General features: G+C 69.9%; 23 protein-coding genes. 14 read left to right on the top strand and 9 right to left on the bottom strand.

Annotated elements, in window-relative coordinates; translation table 11 throughout:
• Window positions 1-38: 38 nt before the first annotated feature.
• Window positions 39-1,481 carry an amidase family protein gene (locus IAI59_RS13015; protein ID WP_207418221.1) on the bottom strand — a complete coding sequence of 481 codons (1,443 nt, stop codon included), beginning with the start codon at window positions 1,479-1,481 and terminating at the stop codon, window positions 39-41.
• A gap of 130 nt (window positions 1,482-1,611) precedes the next feature.
• Between IAI59_RS13015 and IAI59_RS13010 the strand changes: the two genes are divergently transcribed.
• Window positions 1,612-2,517: a polysaccharide deacetylase family protein gene (locus tag IAI59_RS13010; protein ID WP_207418223.1), complete on the top strand. Its 906-nt coding sequence runs from the start codon at window positions 1,612-1,614 to the stop codon at window positions 2,515-2,517.
• Between the two features lie 64 nt (window positions 2,518-2,581).
• Here the strand turns inward: IAI59_RS13010 and IAI59_RS13005 are convergent, their stop codons facing one another.
• Both IAI59_RS13005 and denD read right to left on the bottom strand, forming a co-directional pair.
• Window positions 2,582-3,151 carry a fasciclin domain-containing protein gene (locus IAI59_RS13005; RefSeq protein ID WP_207418224.1) on the bottom strand — a complete coding sequence of 190 codons (570 nt, stop codon included), beginning with the start codon at window positions 3,149-3,151 and terminating at the stop codon, window positions 2,582-2,584.
• A gap of 198 nt (window positions 3,152-3,349) precedes the next feature.
• On the bottom strand, window positions 3,350-4,336 hold the full coding sequence (gene denD / locus IAI59_RS13000; protein WP_207418225.1) for a D-erythronate dehydrogenase: 987 nt from the start codon (window positions 4,334-4,336) through the stop codon (window positions 3,350-3,352).
• Between the two features lie 67 nt (window positions 4,337-4,403).
• Between denD and IAI59_RS12995 the strand changes: the two genes are divergently transcribed.
• The 5 genes from IAI59_RS12995 (at window position 4,404) to IAI59_RS12975 (ending at window position 9,416) form a co-directional block, all read left to right on the top strand.
• Window positions 4,404-5,561: a diaminopropionate ammonia-lyase gene (locus IAI59_RS12995; RefSeq protein WP_207418226.1), complete on the top strand. Its 1,158-nt coding sequence runs from the start codon at window positions 4,404-4,406 to the stop codon at window positions 5,559-5,561.
• 32 nt (window positions 5,562-5,593) lie between these two features.
• Window positions 5,594-6,577: a Bug family tripartite tricarboxylate transporter substrate binding protein gene (locus IAI59_RS12990; protein ID WP_207418227.1), complete on the top strand. Its 984-nt coding sequence runs from the start codon at window positions 5,594-5,596 to the stop codon at window positions 6,575-6,577.
• A 192-nt stretch (window positions 6,578-6,769) separates the two neighbouring features.
• Window positions 6,770-7,786 (top strand): NAD(P)H-quinone oxidoreductase, encoded by a 1,017-nt coding sequence (locus tag IAI59_RS12985; RefSeq protein ID WP_207418228.1) that lies wholly within the window; start codon window positions 6,770-6,772, stop codon window positions 7,784-7,786.
• Window positions 7,783-8,655 carry a DMT family transporter gene (locus IAI59_RS12980; RefSeq protein WP_207418229.1) on the top strand — a complete coding sequence of 291 codons (873 nt, stop codon included), beginning with the start codon at window positions 7,783-7,785 and terminating at the stop codon, window positions 8,653-8,655. Before IAI59_RS12985 ends, IAI59_RS12980 begins: the two co-directional genes overlap by 4 nt.
• A complete protein-coding gene (locus tag IAI59_RS12975; RefSeq protein WP_207418231.1) occupies window positions 8,655-9,416 on the top strand; it encodes an alpha/beta fold hydrolase in 762 nt (253 codons plus the stop codon). Before IAI59_RS12980 ends, IAI59_RS12975 begins: the two co-directional genes overlap by 1 nt.
• On the opposite strand, the gene IAI59_RS12970 is transcribed toward IAI59_RS12975, so the two are convergent.
• Window positions 9,413-10,063, bottom strand: a complete 651-nt coding sequence (locus IAI59_RS12970) for a DNA-3-methyladenine glycosylase family protein (protein WP_237180830.1) — start codon at window positions 10,061-10,063, stop codon at window positions 9,413-9,415. The genes IAI59_RS12975 and IAI59_RS12970 overlap by 4 nt on opposite strands.
• Before the next feature lie 123 nt (window positions 10,064-10,186).
• On the opposite strand from IAI59_RS12970, the gene IAI59_RS12965 reads away from it, so the two are divergent.
• From IAI59_RS12965 to IAI59_RS12950, 4 genes are all read left to right on the top strand, one after another.
• Window positions 10,187-11,653 carry an MFS transporter gene (locus IAI59_RS12965; RefSeq protein ID WP_207418233.1) on the top strand — a complete coding sequence of 489 codons (1,467 nt, stop codon included), beginning with the start codon at window positions 10,187-10,189 and terminating at the stop codon, window positions 11,651-11,653.
• Window positions 11,654-11,766: 113 nt separating this feature from the next.
• A complete protein-coding gene (locus tag IAI59_RS12960) occupies window positions 11,767-12,726 on the top strand; it encodes a sugar-binding protein (RefSeq protein ID WP_207418234.1) in 960 nt (319 codons plus the stop codon).
• 6 nt (window positions 12,727-12,732) lie between these two features.
• Window positions 12,733-14,241 (top strand): sugar ABC transporter ATP-binding protein, encoded by a 1,509-nt coding sequence (locus IAI59_RS12955; protein ID WP_207418235.1) that lies wholly within the window; start codon window positions 12,733-12,735, stop codon window positions 14,239-14,241.
• Window positions 14,238-15,224, top strand: a complete 987-nt coding sequence (locus tag IAI59_RS12950) for an ABC transporter permease (RefSeq protein ID WP_207418236.1) — start codon at window positions 14,238-14,240, stop codon at window positions 15,222-15,224. The genes IAI59_RS12955 and IAI59_RS12950 overlap by 4 nt, the downstream gene beginning before the upstream one ends.
• Here the strand turns inward: IAI59_RS12950 and IAI59_RS12945 are convergent.
• A complete protein-coding gene (locus IAI59_RS12945; RefSeq protein ID WP_207418238.1) occupies window positions 15,190-16,122 on the bottom strand; it encodes a LysR substrate-binding domain-containing protein in 933 nt (310 codons plus the stop codon). The genes IAI59_RS12950 and IAI59_RS12945 overlap by 35 nt on opposite strands.
• Window positions 16,123-16,208: 86 nt before the next feature.
• Between IAI59_RS12945 and IAI59_RS12940 the strand changes: the two genes are divergently transcribed.
• A complete protein-coding gene (locus IAI59_RS12940) occupies window positions 16,209-17,495 on the top strand; it encodes an MFS transporter (RefSeq protein WP_237181125.1) in 1,287 nt (428 codons plus the stop codon).
• On the opposite strand, the gene IAI59_RS12935 is transcribed toward IAI59_RS12940, so the two are convergent.
• Entirely contained in the window at window positions 17,492-17,815 is a 324-nt protein-coding gene (locus IAI59_RS12935) for a YnfA family protein (protein WP_207418241.1), read from the bottom strand. The two genes, IAI59_RS12940 and IAI59_RS12935, sit on opposite strands and share 4 nt — an antisense overlap.
• Window positions 17,816-17,921: 106 nt before the next feature.
• Here IAI59_RS12935 and IAI59_RS12930 point away from each other — a divergent pair, with 106 nt between their 5' ends.
• Window positions 17,922-19,094 carry an iron-containing alcohol dehydrogenase gene (locus IAI59_RS12930; RefSeq protein ID WP_207418242.1) on the top strand — a complete coding sequence of 391 codons (1,173 nt, stop codon included), beginning with the start codon at window positions 17,922-17,924 and terminating at the stop codon, window positions 19,092-19,094.
• Here the strand turns inward: IAI59_RS12930 and IAI59_RS12925 are convergent.
• From IAI59_RS12925 to secD, 3 genes are all read right to left on the bottom strand, one after another.
• A complete protein-coding gene (locus IAI59_RS12925; RefSeq protein ID WP_207418243.1) occupies window positions 19,091-20,272 on the bottom strand; it encodes an EAL domain-containing protein in 1,182 nt (393 codons plus the stop codon). The genes IAI59_RS12930 and IAI59_RS12925 overlap by 4 nt on opposite strands.
• 97 nt (window positions 20,273-20,369) lie before the next feature.
• Window positions 20,370-21,329: a protein translocase subunit SecF gene (gene secF, locus IAI59_RS12920; RefSeq protein ID WP_207418244.1), complete on the bottom strand. Its 960-nt coding sequence runs from the start codon at window positions 21,327-21,329 to the stop codon at window positions 20,370-20,372.
• A gap of 13 nt (window positions 21,330-21,342) precedes the next feature.
• Window positions 21,343-22,926 carry a protein translocase subunit SecD gene (gene secD / locus IAI59_RS12915; RefSeq protein WP_207418245.1) on the bottom strand — a complete coding sequence of 528 codons (1,584 nt, stop codon included), beginning with the start codon at window positions 22,924-22,926 and terminating at the stop codon, window positions 21,343-21,345.
• A 128-nt stretch (window positions 22,927-23,054) separates the two neighbouring features.
• Between secD and IAI59_RS12910 the strand changes: the two genes are divergently transcribed.
• Together IAI59_RS12910 and IAI59_RS12905 are read left to right on the top strand one after the other, a co-directional pair.
• Window positions 23,055-24,038: a Gfo/Idh/MocA family protein gene (locus IAI59_RS12910; RefSeq protein ID WP_207418246.1), complete on the top strand. Its 984-nt coding sequence runs from the start codon at window positions 23,055-23,057 to the stop codon at window positions 24,036-24,038.
• Between the two features lie 36 nt (window positions 24,039-24,074).
• The gene (locus tag IAI59_RS12905) at window positions 24,075-25,010 is read left to right on the top strand and encodes a dihydrodipicolinate synthase family protein (RefSeq protein WP_207418247.1); all 936 of its coding nucleotides are present in this window, start codon (window positions 24,075-24,077) and stop codon (window positions 25,008-25,010) included.
• Window positions 25,011-25,252 lie beyond the last annotated feature (242 nt).

Raw genomic sequence — 25,252 nt, 5'->3', positions numbered from 1 at the left:
CGATGGGCGGTTCCTTGCGTGGCGTGGAGGGGCGGCGATCAATGCGCGTGGTGGGCGCAGCCCTGTGGCTGTTCCGGCTGTTCCGGCTGTTCCGTGCGGGCCGGGGGCAGCGCCACGGCGCGCTCGATCGCCCGCGCGCCGCGCAGCACCAAGTCGTCGCGCAGGCGGGCGGCGGCGAGCTGCACGCCGCGCGGCATGCCGCTTTCATCCATGCCGGCCGGCACCGAGATGGCGGGCTGGCCGGTCATGCTGAACACGGCGGTCCAGGGCAGCCAGTCGCGCCACAATGCCTCGCGCGGGCGGATGGTCGGCGCGTCGGCGGCGAAGGCGGCGCTGGGCGTGGTGGGGCAAAGCACCAGGTCGTAGCGCTGGTGGAACCGTGCCATGGCATGCGCAGCCTCCATCCGCAGCGCCTCCGCCGCCAGGTAATCCAGCGCGGACAGCCCTTCGGCACGCTGCGCCGTTTCCTCCAGGCCGCCATCCAGCAATGGCCGCCGGTCTGGCGCGATGCCGGCCACGCGGCGGGCCAGCGCCACGCCGCGCAGCAAGGCGAAGGCGTCCCGGAGGTCCGGCACGTCGGGGTCGGCACCCTCCACGATGGCGCCCTGCTCGCGCAGCAGGCGTGCGGCCAGTTCCACCGAGGCTTCGCCTTCCGCGTCGATCGGCGGCATGAAGCCGGGGCGGCGGACCACGGCGACGCGAAGCCCGGCGACGCCGTCCTCGATGCCGCCGCGCCAGTCGCGGGCATCGTCGGGCAGGGCGGAGGGGTCGCGCAGGTCAGCCTGTGCCATGGCGGACAGCATCAGCGCGGCGTCGCGCACGCTACGCGCCATCGGGCCGGCCGAGGACAACGTGCCGAACGTCGCACGCGGCCATTGCGGCACGCGCCCCTGGCTGGGCTTCAGCCCCACCAGCCCGCACCAGGCGGCCGGCACGCGAATGCCGCCGCCCGAATCGCTGCCCAGGTGCAGGGGACCGAAATTCGCCGCGCCCGCGGCGCCGGCGCCGGACGAGGAACCGCCCACCGAGCGCTCGGGGTTCCAGGCGTTGCGGGTGATGCCGCCCGGCGGGTTGTCGCCGGGGGTTTTCCATTCGAATTCGGTGGTGTGCGTCTTGCCCAGCATCACGGCGCCGGCACCCTTCAGGCCCAGCACCGCGGGGGCATCCTCCGTGGCGGCCGCCGTTGCGGTGGTCTTGCTGCCATGGCGGGTGGGGAAGCCCTGCAGGTCCAGAGAGTCCTTCACGGTCACGGGCACGCCGTCCAGCGGCCCCAGCGGCCGGCCGGCGGCCCAGCGGGCCGTGCTGGCGCCGGCATCCGCCAGGGCGCGTGGGTTGAGTTGGCTGAAGGCGTTGACCCAGGGATTGAAGCGCGCGACCCGCTCCATCACCGCTTGCAGCGCTTCCACCGGCGACAGCCGCCGGCGGGCATACAGGGCGAGGAGCTGCTCGGCCGACATCAGGGCCGGATCGGTATCGGACATGGGAGGTTCCGCGAAGGCTTCAGTTGCCGGCCACCATGCGGCGGCGGCGGGACCGAGGAAAGGGCACCCCCCCTGGCTGGCGGCGGCCAGCGGGTCCAAACTGCCCCCGTATCGCAATGGAGGAACCGGCATGAGCGAAGCGACACAGGGCCAGAAGCCGTGGGAATGGAGCGAGGAGCGCTGGCGCGGCATTGTCGGCCGCGCGCGGGGCGGCCGCAGCCTGGCGCCGCGCAGCTGGCCGGACGGCGCGCAGTGCTGCGTGGCGCTGTCCTTTGACGCCGACCATGAGACCATTCCGCTGCGCGACAACGACGAAAGCCCGATGCGCATCAGCCAGGGCCAGTACGGCGCGCGCCAGGGCGTGCCGCGCATCCGCCGCCTGCTGGCCAAGCACGGTGCCCCGGCCACCTTCTTCTACCCCGCCGTGTCCGCCTTGCTGCACCCCGACGAGGTGCGCGGCGTGGCCGACGAGGGGCATGAGATCGGCATCCATTCCTGGATCCACGAGGCGAATACTAGCCTGCCGCCCGGCGTGGAGCGCGACCTGACCTTCCGCGCGGCCGACACGCTGGAACAGTTGAGCGGCCGCCGCCCCGTCGGCATCCGCACCGCCAGCTGGGATTTCTCCGTGGATACCATGGGGATCATCCAGGAGCTCGGCCTGCTCTACGACAGCAGCCTGATGGCCGATGACGACCCCTACGAGCTGGAGGATGGCGGCAAGCCGACCGGCATCGTCGAACTGCCCCCGGAATGGATCCGCGACGACGCCGTGTACTTCAACATGCTGCGCTTTTCGGGCCTGCGGCCCTACACGCCGCCCTCGGCCGTTGAGGAGATCTTCCGGGCCGAGTTCGATGGCGCGCGGGAGGAAGGCGGGCTGTTTCTGCTGACCATGCACCCGCACGTTATCGGCCACCGCAGCCGCATCGCGTTGCTGGACCGGCTGCTGCAGCACATCAAGGCATCGGGCAAGGTGTGGTTCGCCACGCACGCGCAGGTGGCCGAATGGTGCAAGTCCCAGTCGGCGGGCTGATCCCAAGAAAAAAGGCCGGAACCGCATCGCGGTTCCGGCCCCGGTCTCGGGCGTGGTGCCCGGCTCAGGGCAGCAGCGCGCCGTTCAGCAAGTGGATCACGCCGTTGCTGGCCAGAATGTCCGCCCGGACAAAGCCGACCTGCGGGCCGCTGACGGTGGTGCGGCCATTGGCCAGCACCGCGCGCTGGATCTTGGCGGTCGGCGAGGGCGCGCCGGTGACGCGCAGCTGCTGGTTGATGGTCCAGGTGTTGATGTGGCCCTGGCGCACCGCGATGCTTTCCAGGCGCAGCTGACCGCTGGCGCAGAGACCGCCCACGGCGGCGCGCAGCTGGTCCTTGTCGGTGGCGGTATCGGTCAGGATGGCGCGCTGCGCGGGCGGCAGGGCTTCCAGCACGTCGTCGGTCGGAACGAAGACCGTGACGGGGCCGTTGGCCACGCCCACGCGGTCCGACAGGCCGGAACGCTTGAACGCCGCCGTGAACAGCTTGGCATTCGGCAGGCCGGACAGCAGCGACATCAGGTCGATGGTGCCGTCTTCCGGCAGCGGCTTGTTGGGGGCGATGATGGTGGCGCAGCCGGCGAGCAGCAGGGGCAGCATGCCGCCCGCGAACATGATGGAACGACGGGAAATCAAGGTTGCTGGTCCTCTCCTGGGTGCCGGCAGGCAGGTGCGGCACGCTCTTTGGCCGGTCGCAGGTCATCGGGCGACGACCGGGGTCGTGGCCCTTGCGCGGCTTAGCCGGAAAAATACCGCCATGCCAGATGCTTCCGCCGGCCCCGCCGCGAAGTTCTCAGCCGGCGCCAGAACCGTGCCGGAAGTGCCTCTGCGGGCTCAGGTCATCGCCCGTTCGGCGCGGGTCGCTTCCAGGTCGTCGGCCAGAAAGGCGTGCAGCACGGCGCCGGCGTCTTCCTGCTGCGCGAAGCCCAGGGCGCGGGCACGGGTGGCGGCGAAGGCGGCCGGCCAGCCGGCGACGATCGCCTCGATCGCCGGGTCGGGCTCGAATCGCACAAGCGCCCGGGCCTCCGCCCCGCCCACCTGTTCCAGGGCAGCCAGCAGCTCTCCCACCGTGACGGACAGGCCGGGCGGGTTGAGGCCCCGGTCGATGCCGAGCGGCGTGGTGTCCATCGCCGCCGCGTGCAGGAACCAGTCCACGGCCCGCCGGGGCGAGCACACCCAGACGGCGAAGTCCGGCCCCACCGGGCAGGTGGTGGCGAGGCCCAGCAGCGGCTCCCGCACGATGCCGGACACGAAGGAGGAGGCCGCCTTGTTGGGGCGCCCCGGACGGACGATCACCGTGGGGAGGCGGATGCTGACCGCGTCCAGAAAGCCCTTGCGGGACGCGTCCTGCAACAGCAGCTCGCCCATCGCCTTCTGCGCGCCGTAGGAATTCGCCGGCACCTGCCGCCCGTCATCCGGGACCATGGCCTGCTGCCCGCCGCCGAAGCTGGCGACGGAGGAGGTGAACACTACGCGCGGCGCGTGCTCCAGCTTGCGGCAGGCGTCCAGCAGCGCCAGCGTGCCATGGAGATTGACCCGCATGCCGAGGTCGAAATCGGCTTCCGCCGCAGCGCTGACCACGGCGGCCAAGTGGAACACCACGTCGGTACCGGCCGGAATGGCCCGGGACAGCGTGGCGGCATCCCCCACGTCGCCCGCGATGCGGTGGATGGGAAAGGCAGCGTCCGGCGCCGGCGGCACGTTCAGGTCGAACAGCGTCAACGCCGTCACGGGCCGGCCGCCGAGGCTGCCGTCGCGCGCCAGGCGGGCCGCCAGCTTGCGTCCCAGAAAGCCGCCGGCGCCGAGAATGGTGATCCGCATCGTTTCCTCGTAATGTTCTGTTTGCGGCAGATTGCCCCACCGGGCGCGCGCGCCCAAGCTGAAGCGCATGACGCATCCCTTCCGCCTGCTTCGCAACCCGCGCCATGGCGTGCCCGGCGTGGTGGTGCTGCCCAACTCCGGCTTCCACCGCGCCGCGGCCGCGATCCGTGCCTGGCCGGGCTACGCCCCCACGCCCTTGCTGAGTATGCCTGAGGTGGCGGCCGATGCCGGCATTGGCGCCGTTCACTACAAGGACGAATCGGGTCGCTTCGGGCTGGGCAGCTTCAAGGCGCTGGGTGGTGCTTATGCCGTGGCCCGCGTGCTGGAAGCCGCCCGCGCCCGGCGCAGCGGTGACGCGGTGCAAACGGTGTGCTGCGCCACGGACGGCAACCACGGCCGCGCCGTGGCCTGGGGAGCAGGGCGCTTCGGTGCCCGTTGCGTGATCTTCGTGCACGCCGGCGTCAGCCAGGGCCGGCGCGATGCCATCGCGGCCCTTGGCGCGGAGGTGCGGCAAGTGCCGGGGCACTACGATGATTCGGTGCGCGAGGCGGCGCGGATGGCGGAGGCCGAGGGCTGGATCGTCGTGTCCGACACCTCGTGGCCAGGCTATACCGAGCCCCCGCGGGATATCATGCAGGGCTACCGCCTGATGGCGGACGAGGCGATGACGGCCTTGCCGGAGCCGCCCACCCACATCTTCATCCAGGCCGGCGTCGGCGGGGTGGCGGCCGCCGTTTCGGCACAGTCGCGGCTGCGCCTCGGCACCGGGACCAGGGTGGTTGTGGTGGAGGCCGATGGGGCCGCGTGCCTGCTGGCCAGCGCCGAGGCCGGCGGCATGGCCGCTGCGCCGGGCGAACCTGATACCCTGATGGCCGGGCTGGCCTGCGGCGAACCGAGCCTGTTGGCGTGGCAGGAGCTGGAACGTGCCGCCTTCGCGTTCATGACGGTGCCGGACAGCGCGGTGGCCCCTGCCATGCGCCTCCTGGCGCAGCGCGTTCCGCCGGTGGAAGCGGGGGAAAGCGCGGTGGCGGGGCTGATCGCATTGCAATTGGCCGCGGCGGACAAGGCGGCGCGGCAGGCACTGGAACTGGACGGCGCGTCCCGGGTGCTGCTGTTCGGCACGGAAGGCGCGACCGACCCGGATCTGTATGCGAGCCTGATTGGAGCCACCACGCCCGCGTTGACCCGTCCGCCCCCGGTCCATATGATGACAAAACTTCCATAAAAAACTTGGACTGCCCAGGAGATGATCCGCCGATGAACCGTCGTGACCTGCTCGCTCTCGGGGCGGCCGCAGCCCTTCCCGGACTTCTCCCCGCCGCGGCCCGCGCGCAGGCCACTTGGCCCAACCAGCCGATCCGGATGATCGTGCCCTTTGCCGCCGGCGGTCCGACCGACGTGCCGGCCCGGCTGATCGCCGACGAGCTGTCCAAGATGCTGCCGCAGCGCGTGGTGGTGGAAAACCGCACGGGCGCCGGCGTGGTCGTCGGATCGGACGCCGTCGCCAAGGCGCCGAAGGATGGCTACACGGCGCTCTACACCACCATCGCCCATGCCGCGCTGCGCGAGATCTTCCCGAGCCTGCCGTTTGATCCGATGAAGGATTTCCAACCGGTGGCACTGACCGGCGTGATCCCGATGATCATGATGGTCAACAAGAACCTACCGGTGAACTCGCTGCCCGAGCTGATCGAGCTGTTCAAGAAGAACCCGGGCAAATACGACTACGCCAGCACCGGCAACGGCGCCGCGCTGCACCTGGCGAGCGAGCTGTTCCTGAAGCAGGCGGGCGACCTGAAGGTCAACCACGTGCCGTATCGCGGCTCCGCCGCCGCCATGCCGGACCTGCTGAACGGCACCATCGCGATGATGCTGGATGTGGCCAACAACGCGCTGCCCTTTATCCGCAGCAAGGAAGTGAAGGGGCTGGCCGTGTCTTCGGCCGACCGGCTGCCGCAGCTGCCGGACATGCCGACCTTCCAGCAGGGCGGCGTGCCGGGCTACGAGGCTTATACCTGGCACATGGTGATGCTGCCGGCCGGCACGCCGGCCGCCGTGGTCACGCAGCTGAACGAGGCCATCAACAAGGTCATGGCGATGGACAGCGTCAAGGCGCGGCTGTCCGACCTGACGATGCAGACCCGGTCCGACACCACGCCGGCCAGCACCGCCAAATTCCTGGACGATGAGATCGCGAAGTGGACGCCGATCATCCAGGCGGCCGGCATCAAGGCGAACTGATCCGCCGGCCAGCGCCATCCGTTCGCGGGTGGCGCTGGCTGCCATCGCCAAACTTCAGCCGGGGCGTGTTTCCACAGCAACACTGTGACCCTTATCGGCATGGCACAGGCTTGCGCGCGCCTTGACGCGACAGGATGCACCGCCGACCCTGCCACGCCGGGCTGATGGCCGCCAGGCGGAGGGAACCAGATCATGGCGGCGCTACCCAGCAACATGACGTTTGTGGCGCATGGCGCCGGCGGCGGGCCGGAGGTGCTGGTCCCCGCCACAGGCCCGGTGCCAAGGCCGGCTGCGGGCGAGATCCTGATCCGCGTGATGGCGGCGGGCGTGAACCGCCCCGACGTCGAACAGCGCAAGGGCGCCTATCCGCCACCGCCAGGCGCGAGCCCGGAGCTGGGACTGGAAGTGGCAGGCGAGGTCGCCGCGCTGGGCGAGGGCGTCGGGCGCTTCGCCCTGGGCGAGCGGGTCTGCGCTCTGGTGAATGGCGGCGGCTACGCCGAATATTGCATCGCGCCCGCCACGCAGGCCTTGCCCTGGCCGGAAGGCTTCGATGCTGTGCAGGCGGCGGCGGTGCCGGAAACCTTCTTCACCGTCTGGGCCAACCTGTTCGGCCATGGCCGGCTGGCGGCGGGGGAAAGCGTGCTGGTGCATGGCGGCACCTCGGGCATCGGCGTCACGGCCATCCGGCTTGCCAAGGCGTTCGGCGCCCGCGTGCTGGCCACCGCCGGCAGCGCGGAGAAATGCACCGCGATGCTGCGCTTCGGCGCCGACGCCGCGATCAACTACCGCGAGCAGGACTTCGTGTCCGAGGTGAAGGCCACGGTGCCACAGGGCGTGGACGTGGTGCTGGACATGGTGGGCGCCAGCTACTTCCAGCGCAACCTGCGCTGCCTGGGCAAGGACGGGCGGCTGGTGATGATCGCCTTTCTCGGCGGTGCCGAGGCCGAGAAGGTGGACCTGCGGCCCATCATGGTGAAGCGGCTGACCGTGACCGGCAGCACCATGCGGCCACGCACCGCCGCCGAGAAAGGAGCCATCGCCGATGCATTGCGCCAGAAGGTCTGGCCCCTGCTGGCGAAAGGCGAATGCGTGCCGCCGATCCACGCCGTGTTTCCCTTGGCGGAGGCCGCCGCGGCGCACCGGCTGATGGAAAGCAGCGGGCATATCGGCAAGATCGTTCTGCAAGTCGCCGACAGCGCCGCAGCATGATCGCCCTGGCTGACCTGCGGCTGCTGCTGGTGGCCGTGACGCTGTTCGGCGGCGCATGGCCGATCACCAAGTCCGCCCTGGCCGATGCGACGCCGCTGTGGTTCGCCGTGTCCCGCACCATGCTGGCGGCGGCGATCATCGCCTTGCTGCTGGTCGCGCAGGGCAAGCTGCGCTGGCCGTCGCGCCAGGACTGGCCGGCGATCCTGGGCGTGGGCGTGCTGCAGTTGGGCGGCTACTTCGCCCTGACGCACTTGGCGGTGGCGCTGGTGCCGGCGGGGCGCACCGCCGTGCTCGCCAATGTCACCATCTTCTGGCTGGTGCCCCTGTCCGTGCTGGTGATGAAGGAGAAGGTGTCGTCCGCGCGCTGGGTGGCGGCCGGGCTGGGGCTCGCGGGCGTGGCCGCGCTGGCGGGTCCCTGGGCGGCTGATTTTCACGACCATGGCGTCGTGCTCGGGCATGCCATGCTGCTGATCGCATCCTTTCTCTGGTCCTGGGCCATCATCGTCACGCGCCTGTTTCCGGCGGCGCGGCCAATGCTGGAGAACCTGCCCTTCGCCTTTCTGCTCGGGGGTGCGGTGCTGCTCCCGATGGCCCTGGTGCAGGAGCCTCTGGCGCTCGGTGGCGGCATCGGCGCCGGGGCCCTGTGGCAGATGCTGGTGATCGGCTGCGTGGTCGCGCCCCTCGGCACGTGGGCGGTGATCGAGGCCGGGCGGCGGCTGCCGGGTGCGGTGTCGTCGGTTGGCTTTCTGTTGGCGCCGGCGATCGGCGTGGTGATCTCGACCATGTGGCTGGGTGAGCCGCTGGGCTGGGATGTGCTGATCGGCGGCACCCTGATCGTCGGCAGCGTCCTCGTGGCGACCTTCGGCTGATGCGCCTGAACGCCGTCGAGCTGGGCGAGGGGCCGCCGCTGGTGCTGCTGCACGGACTGTTCGGGCAGGCCGCCAATTTCGGCGGCGTGCAGAAGGTCCTGGCCGCCGCCGGGCGGCGGGTGCTGGCACTGGACCTGCGCAACCATGGCGCTTCTCCGCACGATGCCGCCATGGACTACGCGGCGATGGCGGCGGATGTGGCGGAAACGCTGGCCGCGCTGGGCGTCGCTTCCGCCGACGTCGTGGGTCATTCCATGGGTGGCAAGGTCGCGATGATGCTGGCGTTGTCGCGCCCCGCGACGGTATCCCGGCTGGTGGTGGTGGACATCGCGCCCGTGGCCTATCCCCCCGCCTTCCGCCCTTATGCGGAAGCGATGCTGGCCTTGCCGCTGTCGCCTGGCCTCACCCGCCGGCAGGCGGACGCGGCTCTGGCGGCGGCCGTGCCCGCCGCGGGCGTGCGCGGCTTTCTGCTGCAGAACCTGGATTTCACCGGGCCGTCCTGGCGGATTGGGCTGCGCGAAACGGCGACTGCGCTGCCGGCCATCGAGGCCGCGCCGGAGTTTCCGCCCGGGGCGCGCTATGACGGCCCCGTGCTGGTGCTGTCCGGTGAGAGCTCCGATTACGTCAGGGACGAGCACCGCGCGATGTTCCGCGCGCTGTTCCCCGCCGTGCGCTTTGGCCGGGTCAAGAACGCCGGCCATTGGGTGCATGCGGAGCAGCCGGCCGGCTTTCTGGCCGCCCTGGGGGCGTTTCTCGGCTAGATCGCGCTTGGCGCATTGAAGCCGCCCTTGGCCAGGTCCGCATAGCGCCACAGGTACCAGGCGGCGGCGGAACGGAAGGGTGCCCAGGCTTGGCCGATCTCGGCCAGCGCCTTGGGCCTGGGCTGGGCGTCCAGCCCGGCGGCATGGCGAAAGCCTTCGCGCACGCCGAAGTCGTCCACCGGCAGGATATCCGGCCGGCCCAGCGTGAAGATCAGCAGCATCTCCACCGTCCAGCGCCCGACGCCGCGGATCGCCACCAGGCGTTCGATCAGCACTTCGTCGGGCAGGCGGGCCGCGGCGCGCCGCGTCGGCACCAGCCCGCCCACCGTCTTGTGCGCGATGTCCAGGATGGCGGCGACCTTGGCGCCCGAGAAGCCGCAGCCACGGATCGCGCCGTCCGGTAGGGCCAGCAGGCCGGCGGGGTCCGGGAAGGCCTGCTGCGGAAAGAGTTCGATCAGCCGGCGCAGCATTGCCTCGGCAGCGCGGCCATGCACCTGCTGGTGGGCGATCGCGCGCACCAGCGCCTCGAACGGCTCGCGGGGTTCCGGCACCAGGGTGAAGGCGCCGACCCGCTTGACCACCGGCCCCATCACCGGGTCGGCCGCCAGATGCGCGCGGGCGGCGCGCCCGCCCAATCGCCTTGTCATCGCAGCGTTTCTCCGGACCATGCCGCGAGGATGATGCACGCCATGCCCCGCCGGGCAACCCCGTCGCCGCAACGCCCGCGCTTCAACCGCGTTGGCCGTTGAAGGACCGAGGGAGGGCGCGCGATGGACCGGCAGACGGCGGTGGGCGACGTATTCGAAACGGATGTGCCCGCGCGGCTCGATCGCCTGCCCTGGGACCGCTTCCATTGGCTGATTATCGCGGCCCTCGGCATCACCTGGACGCTGGACGGGCTGGAAGTGACGCTGGTCGGCTCGTTGGCCGGTGCCATCAACGAAAGCCCCAGCCTGGCGCTCAGCGCGACGCAGGTGGGCCTCAGCGCTTCCGCCTACCTGATCGGCGCGGTGATCGGCGCCATCGGGTTCGGCTGGCTCACGGATCGCTGGGGGCGGCGCAAGCTGTTCTTCATCACCGTCGGCCTTTACATGGCCGCCAGCATCGCGACCGGCTTTTCCTGGGACTTCTGGTCTTTCGCACTGTTCCGCGCGCTGACCGGTGCCGGCATCGGTGGCGAATACGCCGCGGTGAACTCCGCGATCCAGGAAATGATCCCGGCCCGCAAGCGCGGCACCGTGGACCTCGCCGTCAACGGCACCTTCTGGGCAGGCGCGGCGCTGGGCGCGGCATCGGCGCTGGTGGTGCTGGACCCGGCGGTGGTGGACCCCGAGATCGGCTGGCGCGCGGCCTTTATCGTTGGCGGCGTGCTGTCCATCGTCATCATGTTCCTGCGCAACTGGGTGCCGGAAAGCCCGCGCTGGCTGATGACCCATGGCCGTGGCGAGGAAGCCAGCCGCATCGTGCACGAGATCGAGCAACGCGTGGAAGCGCGGCATGGCCCGCTGCCGCCGCTGGAATACGGGCCGGTCAAGCTGCGGCGCCGGGGCCATACCTCTCTGCGAGACGTCTTCGACATCATGCTCCACCGGCAGCGCCGGCGCACGGTGCTGGGCATCACGCTGATGGCCTGCCAGGCCTTCTGCTACAACGCCATCTTCTTCACCTACGCCCTGGTGCTCACCAAGTTCTACGGTGTCCCCTCCGGGCAGGTGGGCTGGTACCTGCTGCCCTTCGCGCTGGGCAACCTGGCTGGCCCGCTGCTGCTGGGGCCGCTGTTCGACAGCGTCGGTCGCAAGGTGATGATCACGCTGACCTATGCCACGGCGGGGATCCTGATGGCGATCTCGGGCTATGCCTTCCAGCAGGGCTGGCTGTCGGCCTGGGAACAGACCCTGGCCTGGACGGTGATCTTCTTCTTCGCGTCACCCGCTGCTTCCGCCGCCTATCTGACGGTGGGGGAAAGCTTTCCGCTGGAGATGCGCGCCATCGCCATCGCGTTGTTCTATGCCTTCGGAACGGCGATCGGCGGTGTCGCCGGCCCGACGCTGTTCGGCTGGCTGATCGAGGGCGGGCAGCGCACCGACATCTTCTGGGGCTTCCTGCTGGCGGCATTCCTGATGCTGCTGGCCGCTGCGACCGAATGGAAGCTCGGCTTCGCGGCGGAACGGAAGTCGCTGGAGGAGGTCTCCGCCCCCCTGTCCCTGGAGCCGGCGGATGGCCAAAAGGTAAGCTGAAAGCGTGCTTCCTAGCAGCGTCGCGCTTCTGCTAGCGTGGTTGCAACGGGCCAGAAATCAGGCCCGAGCAACCAAGGCCCTACCGGGGCCGGGGAAATGTTTGAGGAGCGACCATGCAAAGGCGTTCACTGCTTGCCGTGCCCGCGGCCCTGGCAGCCGCGGCGGCGTTCGGCCCCGCCGCCATCGCGCAGGAAAAGAAGACCCTCGCCTTCATCGTCAACGTTTCCGCCGATTTCTGGACCATCGCGCGGCGCGGCATCGAGAAGGCGAACCGCGAGCATCCCGAATACAACATGGAGATGTTCGTCCCCGGTCAGGCCAGCGCCGCTGACCAGCGCCGCATCGTGGACGAGCTGCTGGCCCGCAAGGTGGCAGGCATCGCCATCTCGCCGATCAACCCGTCCAACTCGACCGACACGCTGAACCGTGCCGCCTCCCAGGCCGTGCTGTTCACCACGGACAGCGATGCGCCCAACAGCAACCGCGCCGTCTATATTGGCACGGACAACGTGGCGGCCGGGCGCGAGGCCGGCAAGCAGATGAAGCTGGCGCTGCCGCAGGGCGGCAAGGCCATGCTCTTTGTCGGAACCATGGATGCCGACAACGCGCGCGAGCGCGTGCAGGGCATTCGCGAGGTCCTGCAAGGCGGCAACATCGAGATCGTCGACGTCCGCACCGATGAAAGCGACATGGCCCGCGCCAAGCGCAACGTCGAGGACACGCTGGCACGCTATTCGGACATCGCGCTGCTGTCGGGCCTCTGGGCCTACAACACGCCGCAGATCTACCAGGCGGTGAAAACGGCGAACAAGGAAGGCAAGGTCAAGGTCGTTGGCTTCGACGAGGACGGGCTGACGCTGCGCGGCGTGGCGGACGGCACCATCTTTTCCACCGTCGTGCAGCAGCCCTTCGAGTTCGGGTACATGAGCATGATCAACATGATCAAGTACATCAACAACGACCGGTCGTTCATCCCGGCCAACAAGCAGATCATCGTGCCCACGCGCATCATCGACAAAAGCAACGTGGCCGAGTTCCAGGGCCAGATGCGCGAGCTGCTGCGGACCCGGTAGCGTGCCATGACCGCGCTGCTGCGGCTGGAGGGGATCAGCAAGAGCTACCCCGGCGTGCGCGCGCTGGATGGCGTCAGCCTTTCGCTCGACGCGGGCGAGGTGCTGGGGCTGATCGGCGAGAACGGCGCCGGCAAGTCCACGCTGATGAAGGTGCTGGGCGGCGTGGTGGCGCCCAGCGAGGGCGCCATCCACCTGGGCGGCCGCAGCTACGACCGCCTTTCGGTGCCGGAGGCGCAGGCCGCCGGCATCGCCTTCGTGCACCAGGAGCTCAATCTTTTTGACAACCTGGATGTCGCCGCCAACGTCCTGTTTGGCAGGGAGCCGCTGAGGGGCGGCCCCCTGCGGTTGCTGGACCGGCGCGCGGCGGCGGCCCGGGTGGCGCCTCTGCTGCGCCGCCTGGGCGCCGACTTCACGCCGCACACGCCGGTGGCGCAGCTGTCCATCGCCCAGCGCCAGCTCGTGGAGATCGCCAAGGCCCTGGCGGCGGAAGCGCGCATCATCATCCTGGACGAGCCGACCTCGTCCCTGACCCTTTCGGAAACCGCGCGGCTGCTGACGGTGGTGGCGGAGCTGCGCGCCTCCGGCACCGGCATCGTCTACATCACGCACCGACTGGGCGAGGTGATCGACTGCGCCGACCGTGTGGTCTGCCTGCGCGACGGCAAGCTGGCGGGCGCCTTGGCGCGCGAGGATATCAGCCACGCCAACATGATCCGGCTGATGATCGGGCGTGACCTGCGGGCGTTGTACACCCCGCCCGCCCAGCCGCCGCGCGCGGGCGGGCTGCAAGCGCGCGGGCTGGTCACCGCGGCCTTTCCCGGCCGCAAGGTGGATCTGTCCATTCAGCCGGGCGAGATCGTCGGCCTCGCGGGGCTGGTCGGCTCGGGCCGCACATCGCTGGCGCGCGCGCTCTTCGGCATCGACCCGCCGCTGGGCGGGGCGGTGACGCTCGATGGCAGCCCGGTGCGGATCGGCTCGCCCAAGGACGCGGTCGCCGCCGGCATCTACCTGGCGCCGGAGGACCGCAAGCAGGACGGGCTGGTGCTGGACATGCCCATCTCGGAAAACATCACCCTGGCCAGCATGCCGAGCTATTGCCATGCCGGGCTGATCGACTTCGTGGCGGAACAGCGCGCGGCGGCGGCCCAGGCGGCATCGCTGCACATCAAGGCGCACAGCACGGCGGTGGCCGCCGGCACCCTGTCCGGCGGCAACCAGCAGAAGGTGGTTTTGGGCAAGTGGCTCAGCATGGCGCCCCGGGTCATCCTGTTCGACGAGCCGACGCGCGGCATCGACGTCGGCGCCAAGGGCGAGATCTACGGGCTGATGCGCGCGCTGGCCGACAGGGGCGTGGCCATCCTGATGATCTCTTCCGACATGGAGGAGGTGATCGGCGTCTCGGACCGCATCGTGGTGATGCATGAGGGCCGCATCAGCGGCACCCTGCAGCGGGACGCCTTCAGCGAGAAGGCGGTGCTGCGGCTGGCGATCGGGCAGGAGACCCTGGAGACATGAGCAAGAAGGAACTGGGCCTGGGGCTGCTGCTGATCGTCATCGGCGGCATCACGGCCCTGATGAACCCGCTGTTCCTGTCCGGCGTGAACCTCTTGAACATGGCCAACCTGATTGGCCTGTTCGGCGTGTTCAGCATCGGGCAGGGGTTGATCATCATCACCGGGGGCATCGACCTGTCGGTGGGCTCGATGTTCGCACTGCTGGGCGTCATCTTCATCGACCTGCTGGTCAACTACGAGGTCGCCTGGCCACTGGCACTGCTGATCGTGCTGGTGGCCGGGCTGTTCCTCGGCTGGCTGCACGGGCTGCTGGTGACAAAGCTGAAGCTGCAGCCCTTCGTGGTCACGTTGTGCGGGCTGCTGATCTACCGCGGCGCCGCGCGCTACTACACCAATGACGGCACCATGGGCTTCGGCTACGCGGGCAGCGACCTGGACTTCCTGACCTGGCTGGCATCGGGGCGCAGCTTCGGCGTGCCCCACCCCTTCATCATCCTGGTCATCGTGGCCGCCGCCATGTGGGTGCTGCTGCATCGTTCCGTGTTCGGCCGCTACCTCTACGCGGTCGGGCGGAACGAGGAAGCGGCGCGGCATTCGGGTATCAACACATCGGCCGTCATCGCCGGCGCCTACCTGATCGGCGGCGGCCTCGCCGGCCTGTCCACCGTGCTGCTGGTGTTCTACACGTCGTCCGTCTCGCCATCCTCCTTCGGCAACTTCTACGAACTCTATGCCATCGCCGCCGCCGTGCTGGGCGGCTGCTCCCTGCGCGGCGGGGAGGGCAGCATCCTCGGCATCGTGCTCGGCACGGTGCTGCTGCAGATCCTGCAGAACCTCGTGAACATCCTGGGCATCCCGTCCTCGCTCAACTTCGCGGTGATGGGCAGCGTGATCCTGCTGGGCGTCATCGCCGACCAGCAGTTCGGCAAGCGCAAGCAGCAGCGCGCGCTCATGCGGGCACAGGCGGCAGTTCCGGCGGAGTAGCGTCCAGCCGCGCGCTGGCCTGCCGCAGCAACCGGATGCAGGCCCGCGTCGCCGGCGCGGCCTCGCCGCGCCGGAAGGCGGCGGCGAGTTCCGAACGGGGCGGCGTGCCTGCCAGGGGGCGGTACTCGACCCCCGGTGCGCGCAGGCAGTCCCGCAGCGATTCCGGGACCAGCGCCACGCCGAGCCCCAGGCCGACCAGCGACACGACCGCCACCAGGTCCCGTCCACGATGCGCGATATGCGGGACGAAGCCGCCTTGCGCGCCGAAGGCCATGGTGTGGTGGTGGAAGCCCTGGCCGGCGTCGAAATCTGGGCTGATAAAGGGATTGTCCGCCAGTTCCGAGGGGGCGATATCCCGCGAAGCGCAAAGCGGATGCCCGGCGGGGAGGGCCAGCCACAAAGGCTCCCGTAGCAGCGGCACCATGGCCACGCCGTCGGGCAGGGGGACCGGGGGGCGGATAAAGCCGATATCGAGCCGTCCCTCCGCCAGGGCGGCGAGCTGCGGCATGGTTTCCAGTTCCTGCAACCGCAACTCGACCTCCGGCTGGGCTTGCCGCCAGGCGCTCACGCTCGACGCCAGCACGCCGGACAAGGCGGCGGAAGCCGCGAAGCCCACGGTCACGATGCCGCGTTCGCCCCGCCCGGCAAGCCGCCCGATCCGCTCGGCACGCCGCACTTGTTCCAGTGCCGGTCGTGCCTCGGCCAGGAACAGCCGTCCGGCATCCGTCAGCGCGACGCTGCGCTTGGTTCGCCGGAACAGCCGGGCACCCAGCAGGGTTTCCAGCCCCTGGACCTGCTCGGTCAAAGCAGGCGGGGAGATGCCGAGCTGCTCCGCCGCCTGCGCGAAATGCAGTGTTTCCGCGACCGCGAGAAAGGCGCGCAGATGCCGGAGCTCCATGAGGCTGATCCATCGGAAGACAGTATTCAACCTAGCCGAATAAAATCGCGCCTGCGACAGTCTGTGCGATGACCGGCGCGGGGCGCATGTTGCGACGCAGCAGCCTGGACGCCTCGATGACGCAAACCTTGACCCGCCCCCCACAGGCCGCCCCCGTCGCCGAGCCGCCGGCGTTGGATGACGCCCCGTTCATCGAGCGCGGAACGGCCGCCTTTCTGCGAACCAACCTGGCTTTCCTGTGTGCCGGCATCGCCACCTTTGCGCTGCTGTACTGCGTGCAGCCGATGATGCCGGAATTTTCCAGGGTGTTCGGTGTCAGCCCGGCCGCGGCCAGTTTGTCGCTGTCGCTACCCACCGCGGCGATGGCCGTGTGCATGCTGGTCGCCAGCGCGGTGTCGGAGGCGCTGGGACGCAAGCCGGTGATGCTGGTGTCGGTCTTCGCATCCGCAGCCATTACCATAGCCTGTGCCCTGGTGCCGGGGTGGAACTCGTTTCTTGGGCTGCGGCTGGTCCAGGGCATCCTGCTGAGCGGGCTGCCGGCGGTGGCCATGGCGTTCATCGCGGAGGAGGTGCACCCGCGATCGTCCGGATATGCCATGGGGCTCTACATCAGCGGGTCCGCCATGGGTGGCATGCTGGGGCGGGTCGTTTCGGGCGTGCTGATGGAATGGGGCGGCTGGCGGCTGGCGATCGGCGGCATCGGCGTGCTGGGGCTGGGGGCCGCGGTGGTGTTCTGGCAGTGCCTGCCGCCGTCGCGTCATTTTCACGCCCGGCCGTTGCAGCTCCGGGGGTTGGTGGAGAATTTCGCCTTGCACCTGCGCGACGGCGGGCTGCGCTGGCTGTTCCTGGTGGGCTTCCTGCTGATGGGCGCCTTTGTCACCGTGTACAACTACATCGGCTACCGGCTGCTGGCGCCTCCCTTCGGGCTCAGCCATGCGGTGGTCGCTTCGGTCTTCACCGTCTACCTCGTGGGTATCGCCTCCTCCACCTTCATCGGCGGATTGGCGGACCGCTTTGGCCGGCGTCGGCTGCTGTGGCTGATCCTGGCGGCCATGCTGGGCGGGCTGATGCTGATGGCGATGGACTGGCTGCCCGCCATCATCGCCGGCATCGCGGTGATGACCTTCTGCTTTTTCGGCGCGCATTCCCTCGCCAGTTCCTGGGTCGGGCGGCGGGCCCGGGTGGCGCGGGCGCAGGCCTCCTCGCTGTACCTGTTCTGCTACTACATGGGGTCCTCCATCGTCGGTGCCGCCGGCGGCGTGGCATGGGCCGGGCAGGGCTGGCCCGGCGTGACCTGGCTGGTCGGCGGTTGTTTGGCCCTGGCGCTGGTGGCTGGGCTGCGGCTGTCGCGCCTGCAACCCGTGGCGGGCTAGCCGCGCGGCGCCAGCAGGATGACCGCCGTGCCGGACAGGCACAACGCCACCCCCAGCACATCCCACCGGTCCGGCCTCACGCCCTCGGCGCCCCACAGCCACAGCAAGGCGCAGGCGACGTAGATGCCGCCATAAGCCGCATAGGCCCGCCCGGCGGCATCGGCATCCACCCGCGCCAGCAGCCAGCCGAACAGCGCGAGGCTGGCCAGCCCGGCCAGGGCCCAGGGCCATCCGCGCCCCAGCCGCTGCCACGCCCAGATGCCATAGCAGCCCGCGATCTCCGCCACGGCGGCGGCCAGGTACAGCGCGATGGTGCTCATGCCGCCCAGCCTACCACGCATGGACGGCCGCGTCGTTCTGGCCGATCCTGGCGCCAGGAGAGCGCGGGCCCCGGGCACCGCGCCGGACCGGAGGAGGCCTCGCCACATGACCCTGATCACCCATCTCGCCCCCCGCAAGCTGCTGATCGGCGGCGGGTCGCTGGCACGGCTTCCCGCGTTGCTGACGGAATTCGGGCTGTTGCGGCCGCTGGTGGTGACCGACCCCTGGATGGTAGGGTCCGGCACGGTGGACCGGGTGCTGGCCCCGCTAGGCGCGGCCGGAATCGCCGCGAAGGTCTTTTCTGAAACCGTGCCGGATCCGACCGATACCGTGGTCGCCGCCGGGGTGACCGCGCTGCGGGAAGGGCAGTTCGACTGCCTGATCGGCTTTGGCGGTGGCAGCCCGATGGATACCGCCAAGGCGATCGCCATCCTGGCGGCGGCCTCGCCCGGGCAGCGGCTGCGGGACTTCAAGGTGCCCGCCTCGGCCGACCACGCCGCGCTGCCGGTGATCTGCGTGCCGACCACCGCCGGCACCGGCAGCGAGGCGACACGCTTCACGATCGTCACCGACACGTCCAGCGACGAGAAGATGCTGATCGCCGGGCTGGGCGCCCTGCCGCTGGCGGCGGTCGTGGATTACGAGCTCACCTTCAGCGTGCCGCCCCGCGTGACGGCCGACACCGGCATCGACAGCCTGACCCATGCCCTGGAAGCCTATGTCAGCGCGCGGGCCAACAGCTTTTCCGACCTGTATGCCACGGCGGCGATGCGGCTGATCGCCGCCAACCTGCGCCGGGCCTACGCGGTGCCGGACGATGCCGCCGCCCGCGCCGCGATGATGGAAGGCGCGACCCTGGCGGGGCTGGCCTTTTCCAACAGTTCCGTCGCCCTGGTGCATGGCATGAGCCGGCCGATCGGCGCGCATTTCCATGTGCCGCACGGGCTGTCCAACGCCATGCTGCTGCCCGTCGTCACTGCCTTCGGCCTGCAGTCGGGCTTGGCACGCTATGCCGGCGCGGCCCGTATCATGGGGCTGGCCGGGACGGACGCGGCGGACGACGCTGCGGCACAGGCCCTGCTGCGTGAGCTATCCGCGCTGAACCGTGAACTGGGGGTGCCCGGCCCGCGCGACTACGGCATCGATGCCGCCCGGTATGAAGCGCTGTTGCCCCTGATGGCGGAGCAGGCCCTGGCGTCCGGCAGCCCGGGCAACAACCCGCGCGTGCCCGATGCCAGCGATATCGTCGCGTTGTACCGCGAGGTCTACGCCGGCTAGCGCGGGATGGCCTGGGCCATCCAGGCCCGGTGCCAGGCTGGCAAAGCCATGGCCGGCAACGGCCGCGCGATGGCATAGCCCTGGGCGTTGTCCACGCCCGCCGCGGCAACGGCGCGCCAAAGCCGCGCGTCGGACACACCTTCGGCCGTGACGGTCATGCGCGCCGCATGGGCCAGCCGCACCATGCGCCGGACCTCGGCACGGGCCCGGGCCTGCCGCGGCATGGCGGTGGTCAGGTGGCGGTCCAGCTTGATGCCCGCGAAGGGAAGCGACAGCAGCCAGCCACGGTCCTCGTCCAGCCCCAGGTCGTCCACCAGCACGGGCAGGCCGGCGTCACGCAGGCGCAGCAAGGCGCGGCGCAGCGCCGAGCGGTCCAGCACCGGCGTCGTTTCAGTCATTTCCAGCGTCAGCGCGCCGAGGGGAAAGTGCTTGCGGCGCTGCAACGCCCGCAGCCACGACGGTACGTCACGCTCCACCAGCACGTTCAACGGCAGGTTCAGCGACAGCGAGGCCCCGACACGCGCGGCATGCCCGGCCATTTCGGAAAAAGCCCGGTCGGCGACGGCGATCGACAGCGCCCGCCCCATGCCATGCCGCTCCGCCATCGGTACGAAGGCATCCGGGCTGAGCGGCGTGTCGTCCCGCCGTTGCCAGCGCGCCAAACCCTCCAGCAAGACGGGGCGACGGTCGGAAATCCGCACGGCGGGCTGGTAACGCACCGCGATCTCGCCGCGTCGCAGGCCGGCGGCGAGATGCTCGGGATTGTCGGTCGGCACCTGCTTGCGGTTCGCGGCGGCTTGGCGCAGCGCCCGTGCGAGTTCCAGCGGCTCCGCGGTTGCCCAGGTGATCCCGGCTGGCGACACGCCGGCCGGCAGCGGATGCGCACCGCTGCCCTCCGCCACCAGCACCATGTCCGTGGACCCGAAGGGGTCGGATGCGGTGGCCAGCAGGGCAGGCCAGCTCGGACCCGCCACGGAGGGTTGGCAGATGATCTGGCGTGGCGGTTCGGCGGAGGCCAGCAGCAGCGCCAGCACTTCTCGTCCGTCGCGCATCAGGCGCGGCGGCAGGCGCTCCAGCCCGCGTGCGGCTGCCCGAGTGGCGGACACCAGCCTCGGGTCTCGCGCCAACAGCAGCATGCGGGCTTCGTCCGGCTTGGCCGAACGGAAGCGCAGTGACATCACGACTCTCCAGCAGCCCCAGGGGCTCGGGCTACTTCTAGAGGGTGTTTGCCCCAAATGACAAGGACTGTCTCACTTTTTATATTTCTAGGTCTGGTTAACGTGCCGGGCGGGCAGGGGCCACAGCCGGCGCTTCCGTCCCCCTGCGGAGGCGGTTTTCTCCCAGGAACAACAGGATCGGCGCCGCGATGAAGATCGAGGACGAGGCGGAAGCGATGATGCCGAAGACCATGGTGATGGCAAAGCCCGCCAGGGCGTCGCCGCCGAAGATGGCCAGCGGCAGGGCGGACAGCAGCAGCGTCATGGACGTGCCGAGCGTGCGGTTCAGCGTTTCGTTGATCGAACGGTCGATCAGCGCGCGCAGCGGCATGGTCTTGAACTTGCGCAGGTTCTCGCGCATCCGGTCGTAGACCACGACCTTGTCATTGACGGAAAAGCCAATGATGGTCAGCACGGCGGCCACCGTGGTCAGGTTGAACTCGATGCGCGTGATGGCGAGGAAGCCGATGACCTTGGTGGTTTCCAGCAGCAGGGTCGCAATGGCACCCACGGCGAACTGCCATTCGAAGCGCACCCAGATGTAGATCATCATCGCCAGCATCGAGACGCCAAGCGCGATCAGGCTGCCGAGGAACAACTCGCCCGACACGCGGTTGCCGACCGCCTCGGTCCGCAGGATGCGGGTGCCGGGGGCCACGCTTTCCAGCGCGGAACGGACGCTGTTGACCGCGTTCTGCGTCGCTGCCTCGTCGCCCTGCACCGGCAGGCGCAGCAGCACCGAGTTGGCGTCACCGAACTGCTGCAGGCCCACGTCGCCGAGCCCCAGCCCGCCCGTCGCGCCGCGCAGCGCGCCGAGGTTGGCGGGTTCCGGGGTCCGGACCTCCATGACAATGCCGCCGCGGAAGTCCACGCCCTTCTCCAGGCCCGGATAGAAGGCCAGGATCACGGAAGCGACGGACAGGAAGATCGAAAAGGCGATGCCGACCTTGCCGCCCCTCATGAAGGGGATCTTGGTGTCGTCCGGCACCAGCCGGAACAGGGGGCGCGAAAGGAACATGGCGTAAGCCCCCTTAAACCGGCAGCACGCGCGGACGGCGCGAACGGTACCACCAGGACACGAACAAACGCACCAGCGTGGTGGCCGTCCACATCTGCACGATGGTGCCGATGGCCACGGTGATGGCGAAGCCGCGCACCGGGCCGGAGCCGAAGCCGTACAGGCACGCCATGGCGATGAGGTTGGTCAGGTTGCTGTCTAGGATGGTGCCGGATGCCTTGGTGAAGCCGGCCTCAAGCGCGCTGGCGGGTGGCCGCCCGGCGCGCGTTTCCTCACGGATGCGCTCGTTGATCAGGATGTTGGCGTCCAGCGCGGTGCCCAGCGTCAGCACCACGCCGGCGATGCCCGGCAGGGTCAGCGTCGCTTCCAGGACAGACAGGGCGGCGGCCATCAGGATCAGGTTCACGAACAGCGCGATGTTCGCCAGCCAGCCCAGCAGGCCATAGGCCAGTCCCATGTATAGGAACACGAAGGAAGCGCCGATCGCCAGGCTCAGCAGGCCGGCGCGGATGGCGTCCGCCCCCAGTTCGGGGCCGACCGTGCGCTCCTCCACCACCGTCAGCGGCGCGGGCAGGGCGCCGGCGCGCAGCAGCACCGCCAGGTCGTTGGCCGATGCGGCGTTGAAGCTGCCGCTGATCTGGCCATTGCCGCCGGTGATCGGCTCGCGGATCACCGGCGCGGTGATCACCTTGTTATCCAGCACCACCGCGAAGGGGCGGCCGACGTTCTGGCGCGTGACCTCCGCGAAGCGGCGGGTGCCGACGCTGTCGAAGGTGAAGTTCACCACCCATTCGCCGGTTTGCGGGTTCTGGCCGGTGCGGGCGTCGGACAGGTTGGCGCCGTCCACCTCGATGCGGCGGCGGACCGGGTAGCGCTGGCCCGGCTGCTCGCCATCCAGGAACTCGACGCCGGGGGGCGGGGTGGCAGCCTGGAGGTTGGCGTTCTCGTCCAGCAGGCGAAAGGTCATGCGGGCGGTGCGGCCCAGCAGGTCCTTGATCCGCTGCGGGTCCTCGACGCCGGGCAACTGCACCAGGATGCGGCTGGAACCCTGGCGGGCGATCAGCGCCTCAGAGGTGCCGCTTTCGTCGATGCGGCGCCGGACGATCTCGACCGACTGCTCCACGGCGCCCGAGGCGCGGGCGCGCAGTGCCGCCTCGCTCAGCGTCGCGGTGATCAGCCCGTTGCTGGACGCCAGCTCCAGATCGGCCGCCGTGGCGCCGCCGCCGGTGGGCACCGGGTTGGACAATTCGCGCAGCGCCGCCAGGGCGGCCTCGGCTTGCCCCGGATCGCGCAGGCGCAAGGACAGCTGCCGCTGCTCGGGCTGGGCGGACAGGTTGGTGTAGCCGACATTGGCGGTGCGCAGCCGGGTGCGGGCGGCGTCCGCGAGGCTTTCCAGCCGCTCCCGCACCACCGCGTTGAGGTCGACCTCCAGCAACAGATAGGAGCCGCCGCGCAGGTCGAGGCCCAACGAGATCTGCCGCGCCGGCAGCCAGGAGGGAATGGCGGACCGCGGAAACAGGTTGGGCAGGGCCAGCAGCACCCCCAACAGGATCACGCCCAGAATGGCGGCGACCTTCCACCGCGCGAAGTACAGCATGGCCAGGAAGGCCCCCCAGTTCAGAGGGCGGGAACATGCTGTCGCGCGCGGCGCGAAGCAACCCATCATGCACCGGCGGCGACACTCTGCTACAGGCGCGGCCGGACGAGACAGCGCGGAGCGGGGCGATGGGCATCAAGCTGGGCATTCTGGGCGCGGGCCATTTCGGCCGCTTCCATGCATTGAAGGCGGCCAAGGCGGCGGGCGCGGGCACGGTCGAGTTTCTGGGCCTTTCGGACGCCGACCCGGCCCGCGCCGCGCTGGTGGCGGGCGAGGCCGCGACGCGTGCCTGGCCGCTGGCCGAGCTGGTGGCCGCGGCGGACGCGGTGATCGTGGCCGCCCCCACCGCCTTTCATTTCGAGCTGGCGTCCCAGGCGCTGGCCGCCGGCAAGCATGTGTTCGTGGAAAAGCCGATCGCCGCGACGCGCGAGCAGGCGGATGCGCTGGTCGCCCAGGCGGCCGCGGCCGGGCGGGTGTTGCAGGTCGGCCATGTGGAGCGCTTCGGCGCCGGCTTCGCGACGCTGCTGGGGTCGGCCGGCGTCGGCCGGCCGCTTTATATGGAGGCGGTGCGGATCGCCCCGTTCCGGCCACGCGGCCTGGACGTGTCGGTGGTGCTGGACCTGATGATCCATGACCTGGACCTCGTGATCTCCCTGGCGGGCGGCGCGCCGGTGGAGGCGGTGGAGGCCGTGGGCACCGCCGTCTGCTCGGACCGGGTGGACATCGCCAACGCCCGGCTGCGCTTCGCGGGCGGTGCCCAGGCGACCATCACCGCCAGCCGCGCCAGCCTGAAGATGGAACGCCGCCTGCGGGTCTTCGGCACCGAGGGCTATGCCAGCCTGGACTTCCTGGCGCGGGAGTTGAAGCTGGTGCGCAAGGGGCAGGGGGCTGGGCTGGAGCAACTGCCCGGCCACGGCATCGAGACCCTATCCTGGCAGGACCACGACAACCTGGAGCATGAGCAGGCCGCCTTTATTGCCGCGTGCCGGAACGGGACGCCGGCCGTGGTGGATGGCGCCGCCGGGCGCGCGGCGCTGGATGCCGCGCTGCGGGTCGAGGCCGCTATCAGCGAATCACTGGGCCGGGCGGGGTTGCCCTCCGCCCCGGGCTGACTAGGCTGCGCGGCATCGCTCCAGGAGAGACTGACGATGCTGCTCGACAACACCGCCAAGGGCGTCTTCCCGATCGCCCCCACGCCATTCCATGCCGACGGGCGGATCGACGAGACGTCGATCGACCGGATGACCGATTTTTATCTGGAATGCGGCAGCACGGGCCTCACCGTGCTGGGCGTGATGGGCGAGGCCCCCAAGCTGGAAGGCGCCGAGGCGCTGGACATCGCCAAGCGCTTCATCAAGCGCGCCTCCTCCATCCCGGTGGTGGTCGGTGTGTCGGCACCCGGCTTCGCCGCCATGCGGGCGCTGGCGCGCGCGTCCATGGACGCCGGTGCGGCGGGCGTGATGATCGCGCCGCCCAACACGCTGCGCACGGACGACCAGATCGTCACCTACTACCGCCAGGCGGTCGAGGCGATCGGCGAGGACGTGCCCTTCGTGCTGCAGGATTTCCCGCTGAACTTCACGGTGGTCATGACGCCGGGGGTGATCCGGCGGATCATCATGGACAACGCATCCTGCGTGATGGTCAAGCACGAGGACTGGCCGGGCCTGGAGAAGATCTCCGCCATGCGCGGCTTCGAGGCCGACGGCATGCGCCGCGTGTCCATCCTGTGCGGCAATGGCGGGCTGTTCCTGGATTTCGAGACGGAGCGTGGCGCGGACGGCGCCATGACCGGCTACGCCTTCCCGGACATGCTGGTGGACCTGGTCCGCTTTTCCGCCGCCGGCGAGCGGGACAAGGCGCATGACCTGTTCGACGCCCACCTGCCGCTGCTGCGCTACGAGCAGCAGCCGGTGGTCGGGCTTGCGGTGCGCAAGTACCTGATGGCGCGGCGCGGCATCATCGCTTCCGACGCGCAGCGCAAGCCCGGCGTGGCCATGAGCGCCAAGGCGAAGACGGAAGTAGAATACCTGCTGTCCCGCGTGGCGCGTCACGACCCGCGCGCCAAGCTGGCCGCCGTCTGACCTGACGATCCGGAGCCGCCGCCCTGGCCGGGCGGCGGCTTTTTTTGTCTGTTTTGATCGTTTCATTCTGCGATACACAGGCTGCGCGTGATTCCGCCTGCCAGATCAGGCGAGTGCCTTCAAAACAGGCAGCGGGCCGATCCGTTTCCCAAAAATTGGCGCCATTCCCTCTTGCGGCTGCCTCGTCGATTGCTCGACACTGCCGGGAGCTCATTGCTGCTGCCCTGCCGATCCTGCGGTTT

The sequence above is a fragment of the Roseomonas haemaphysalidis genome (genome assembly GCF_017355405.1).
Taxonomy (GTDB): Bacteria; Pseudomonadota; Alphaproteobacteria; order Acetobacterales; family Acetobacteraceae; genus Pseudoroseomonas; species Pseudoroseomonas haemaphysalidis.
This window is presented reverse-complemented; position numbering and strand designations above follow the sequence as displayed.

Bases quoted from the DNA above. Each gene is read 5' to 3' on its own strand.
- denD (WP_207418225.1), bottom strand. From the start codon at position 4,336: ATGCGGATCACCATTCTCGGCGCCGGCGGCTTTCTGGGACGCAAGCTG.
- IAI59_RS12950 (WP_207418236.1), top strand. From the start codon at position 14,238: ATGAGCAAGAAGGAACTGGGCCTGGGGCTGCTGCTGATCGTCATCGGC.
- IAI59_RS12910 (WP_207418246.1), top strand. From the start codon at position 23,055: ATGGGCATCAAGCTGGGCATTCTGGGCGCGGGCCATTTCGGCCGCTTC.
- IAI59_RS12995 (WP_207418226.1), top strand. From the start codon at position 4,404: ATGACGCATCCCTTCCGCCTGCTTCGCAACCCGCGCCATGGCGTGCCC.
- secD (WP_207418245.1), bottom strand. From the start codon at position 22,926: ATGCTGTACTTCGCGCGGTGGAAGGTCGCCGCCATTCTGGGCGTGATC.
- IAI59_RS13010 (WP_207418223.1), top strand. From the start codon at position 1,612: ATGAGCGAAGCGACACAGGGCCAGAAGCCGTGGGAATGGAGCGAGGAG.
- IAI59_RS12905 (WP_207418247.1), top strand. From the start codon at position 24,075: ATGCTGCTCGACAACACCGCCAAGGGCGTCTTCCCGATCGCCCCCACG.
- IAI59_RS13015 (WP_207418221.1), bottom strand. From the start codon at position 1,481: ATGTCCGATACCGATCCGGCCCTGATGTCGGCCGAGCAGCTCCTCGCC.
- IAI59_RS12970 (WP_237180830.1), bottom strand. From the start codon at position 10,063: ATGACAAGGCGATTGGGCGGGCGCGCCGCCCGCGCGCATCTGGCGGCC.
- IAI59_RS12955 (WP_207418235.1), top strand. From the start codon at position 12,733: ATGACCGCGCTGCTGCGGCTGGAGGGGATCAGCAAGAGCTACCCCGGC.
- IAI59_RS12945 (WP_207418238.1), bottom strand. From the start codon at position 16,122: ATGGAGCTCCGGCATCTGCGCGCCTTTCTCGCGGTCGCGGAAACACTG.
- IAI59_RS12925 (WP_207418243.1), bottom strand. From the start codon at position 20,272: ATGTCACTGCGCTTCCGTTCGGCCAAGCCGGACGAAGCCCGCATGCTG.
- IAI59_RS12940 (WP_237181125.1), top strand. From the start codon at position 16,209: ATGTTGCGACGCAGCAGCCTGGACGCCTCGATGACGCAAACCTTGACC.
- IAI59_RS12965 (WP_207418233.1), top strand. From the start codon at position 10,187: ATGGACCGGCAGACGGCGGTGGGCGACGTATTCGAAACGGATGTGCCC.
- IAI59_RS12975 (WP_207418231.1), top strand. From the start codon at position 8,655: ATGCGCCTGAACGCCGTCGAGCTGGGCGAGGGGCCGCCGCTGGTGCTG.
- secF (WP_207418244.1), bottom strand. From the start codon at position 21,329: ATGTTCCTTTCGCGCCCCCTGTTCCGGCTGGTGCCGGACGACACCAAG.
- IAI59_RS12990 (WP_207418227.1), top strand. From the start codon at position 5,594: ATGAACCGTCGTGACCTGCTCGCTCTCGGGGCGGCCGCAGCCCTTCCC.
- IAI59_RS12985 (WP_207418228.1), top strand. From the start codon at position 6,770: ATGGCGGCGCTACCCAGCAACATGACGTTTGTGGCGCATGGCGCCGGC.
- IAI59_RS12980 (WP_207418229.1), top strand. From the start codon at position 7,783: ATGATCGCCCTGGCTGACCTGCGGCTGCTGCTGGTGGCCGTGACGCTG.
- IAI59_RS12935 (WP_207418241.1), bottom strand. From the start codon at position 17,815: ATGAGCACCATCGCGCTGTACCTGGCCGCCGCCGTGGCGGAGATCGCG.
- IAI59_RS12960 (WP_207418234.1), top strand. From the start codon at position 11,767: ATGCAAAGGCGTTCACTGCTTGCCGTGCCCGCGGCCCTGGCAGCCGCG.
- IAI59_RS12930 (WP_207418242.1), top strand. From the start codon at position 17,922: ATGACCCTGATCACCCATCTCGCCCCCCGCAAGCTGCTGATCGGCGGC.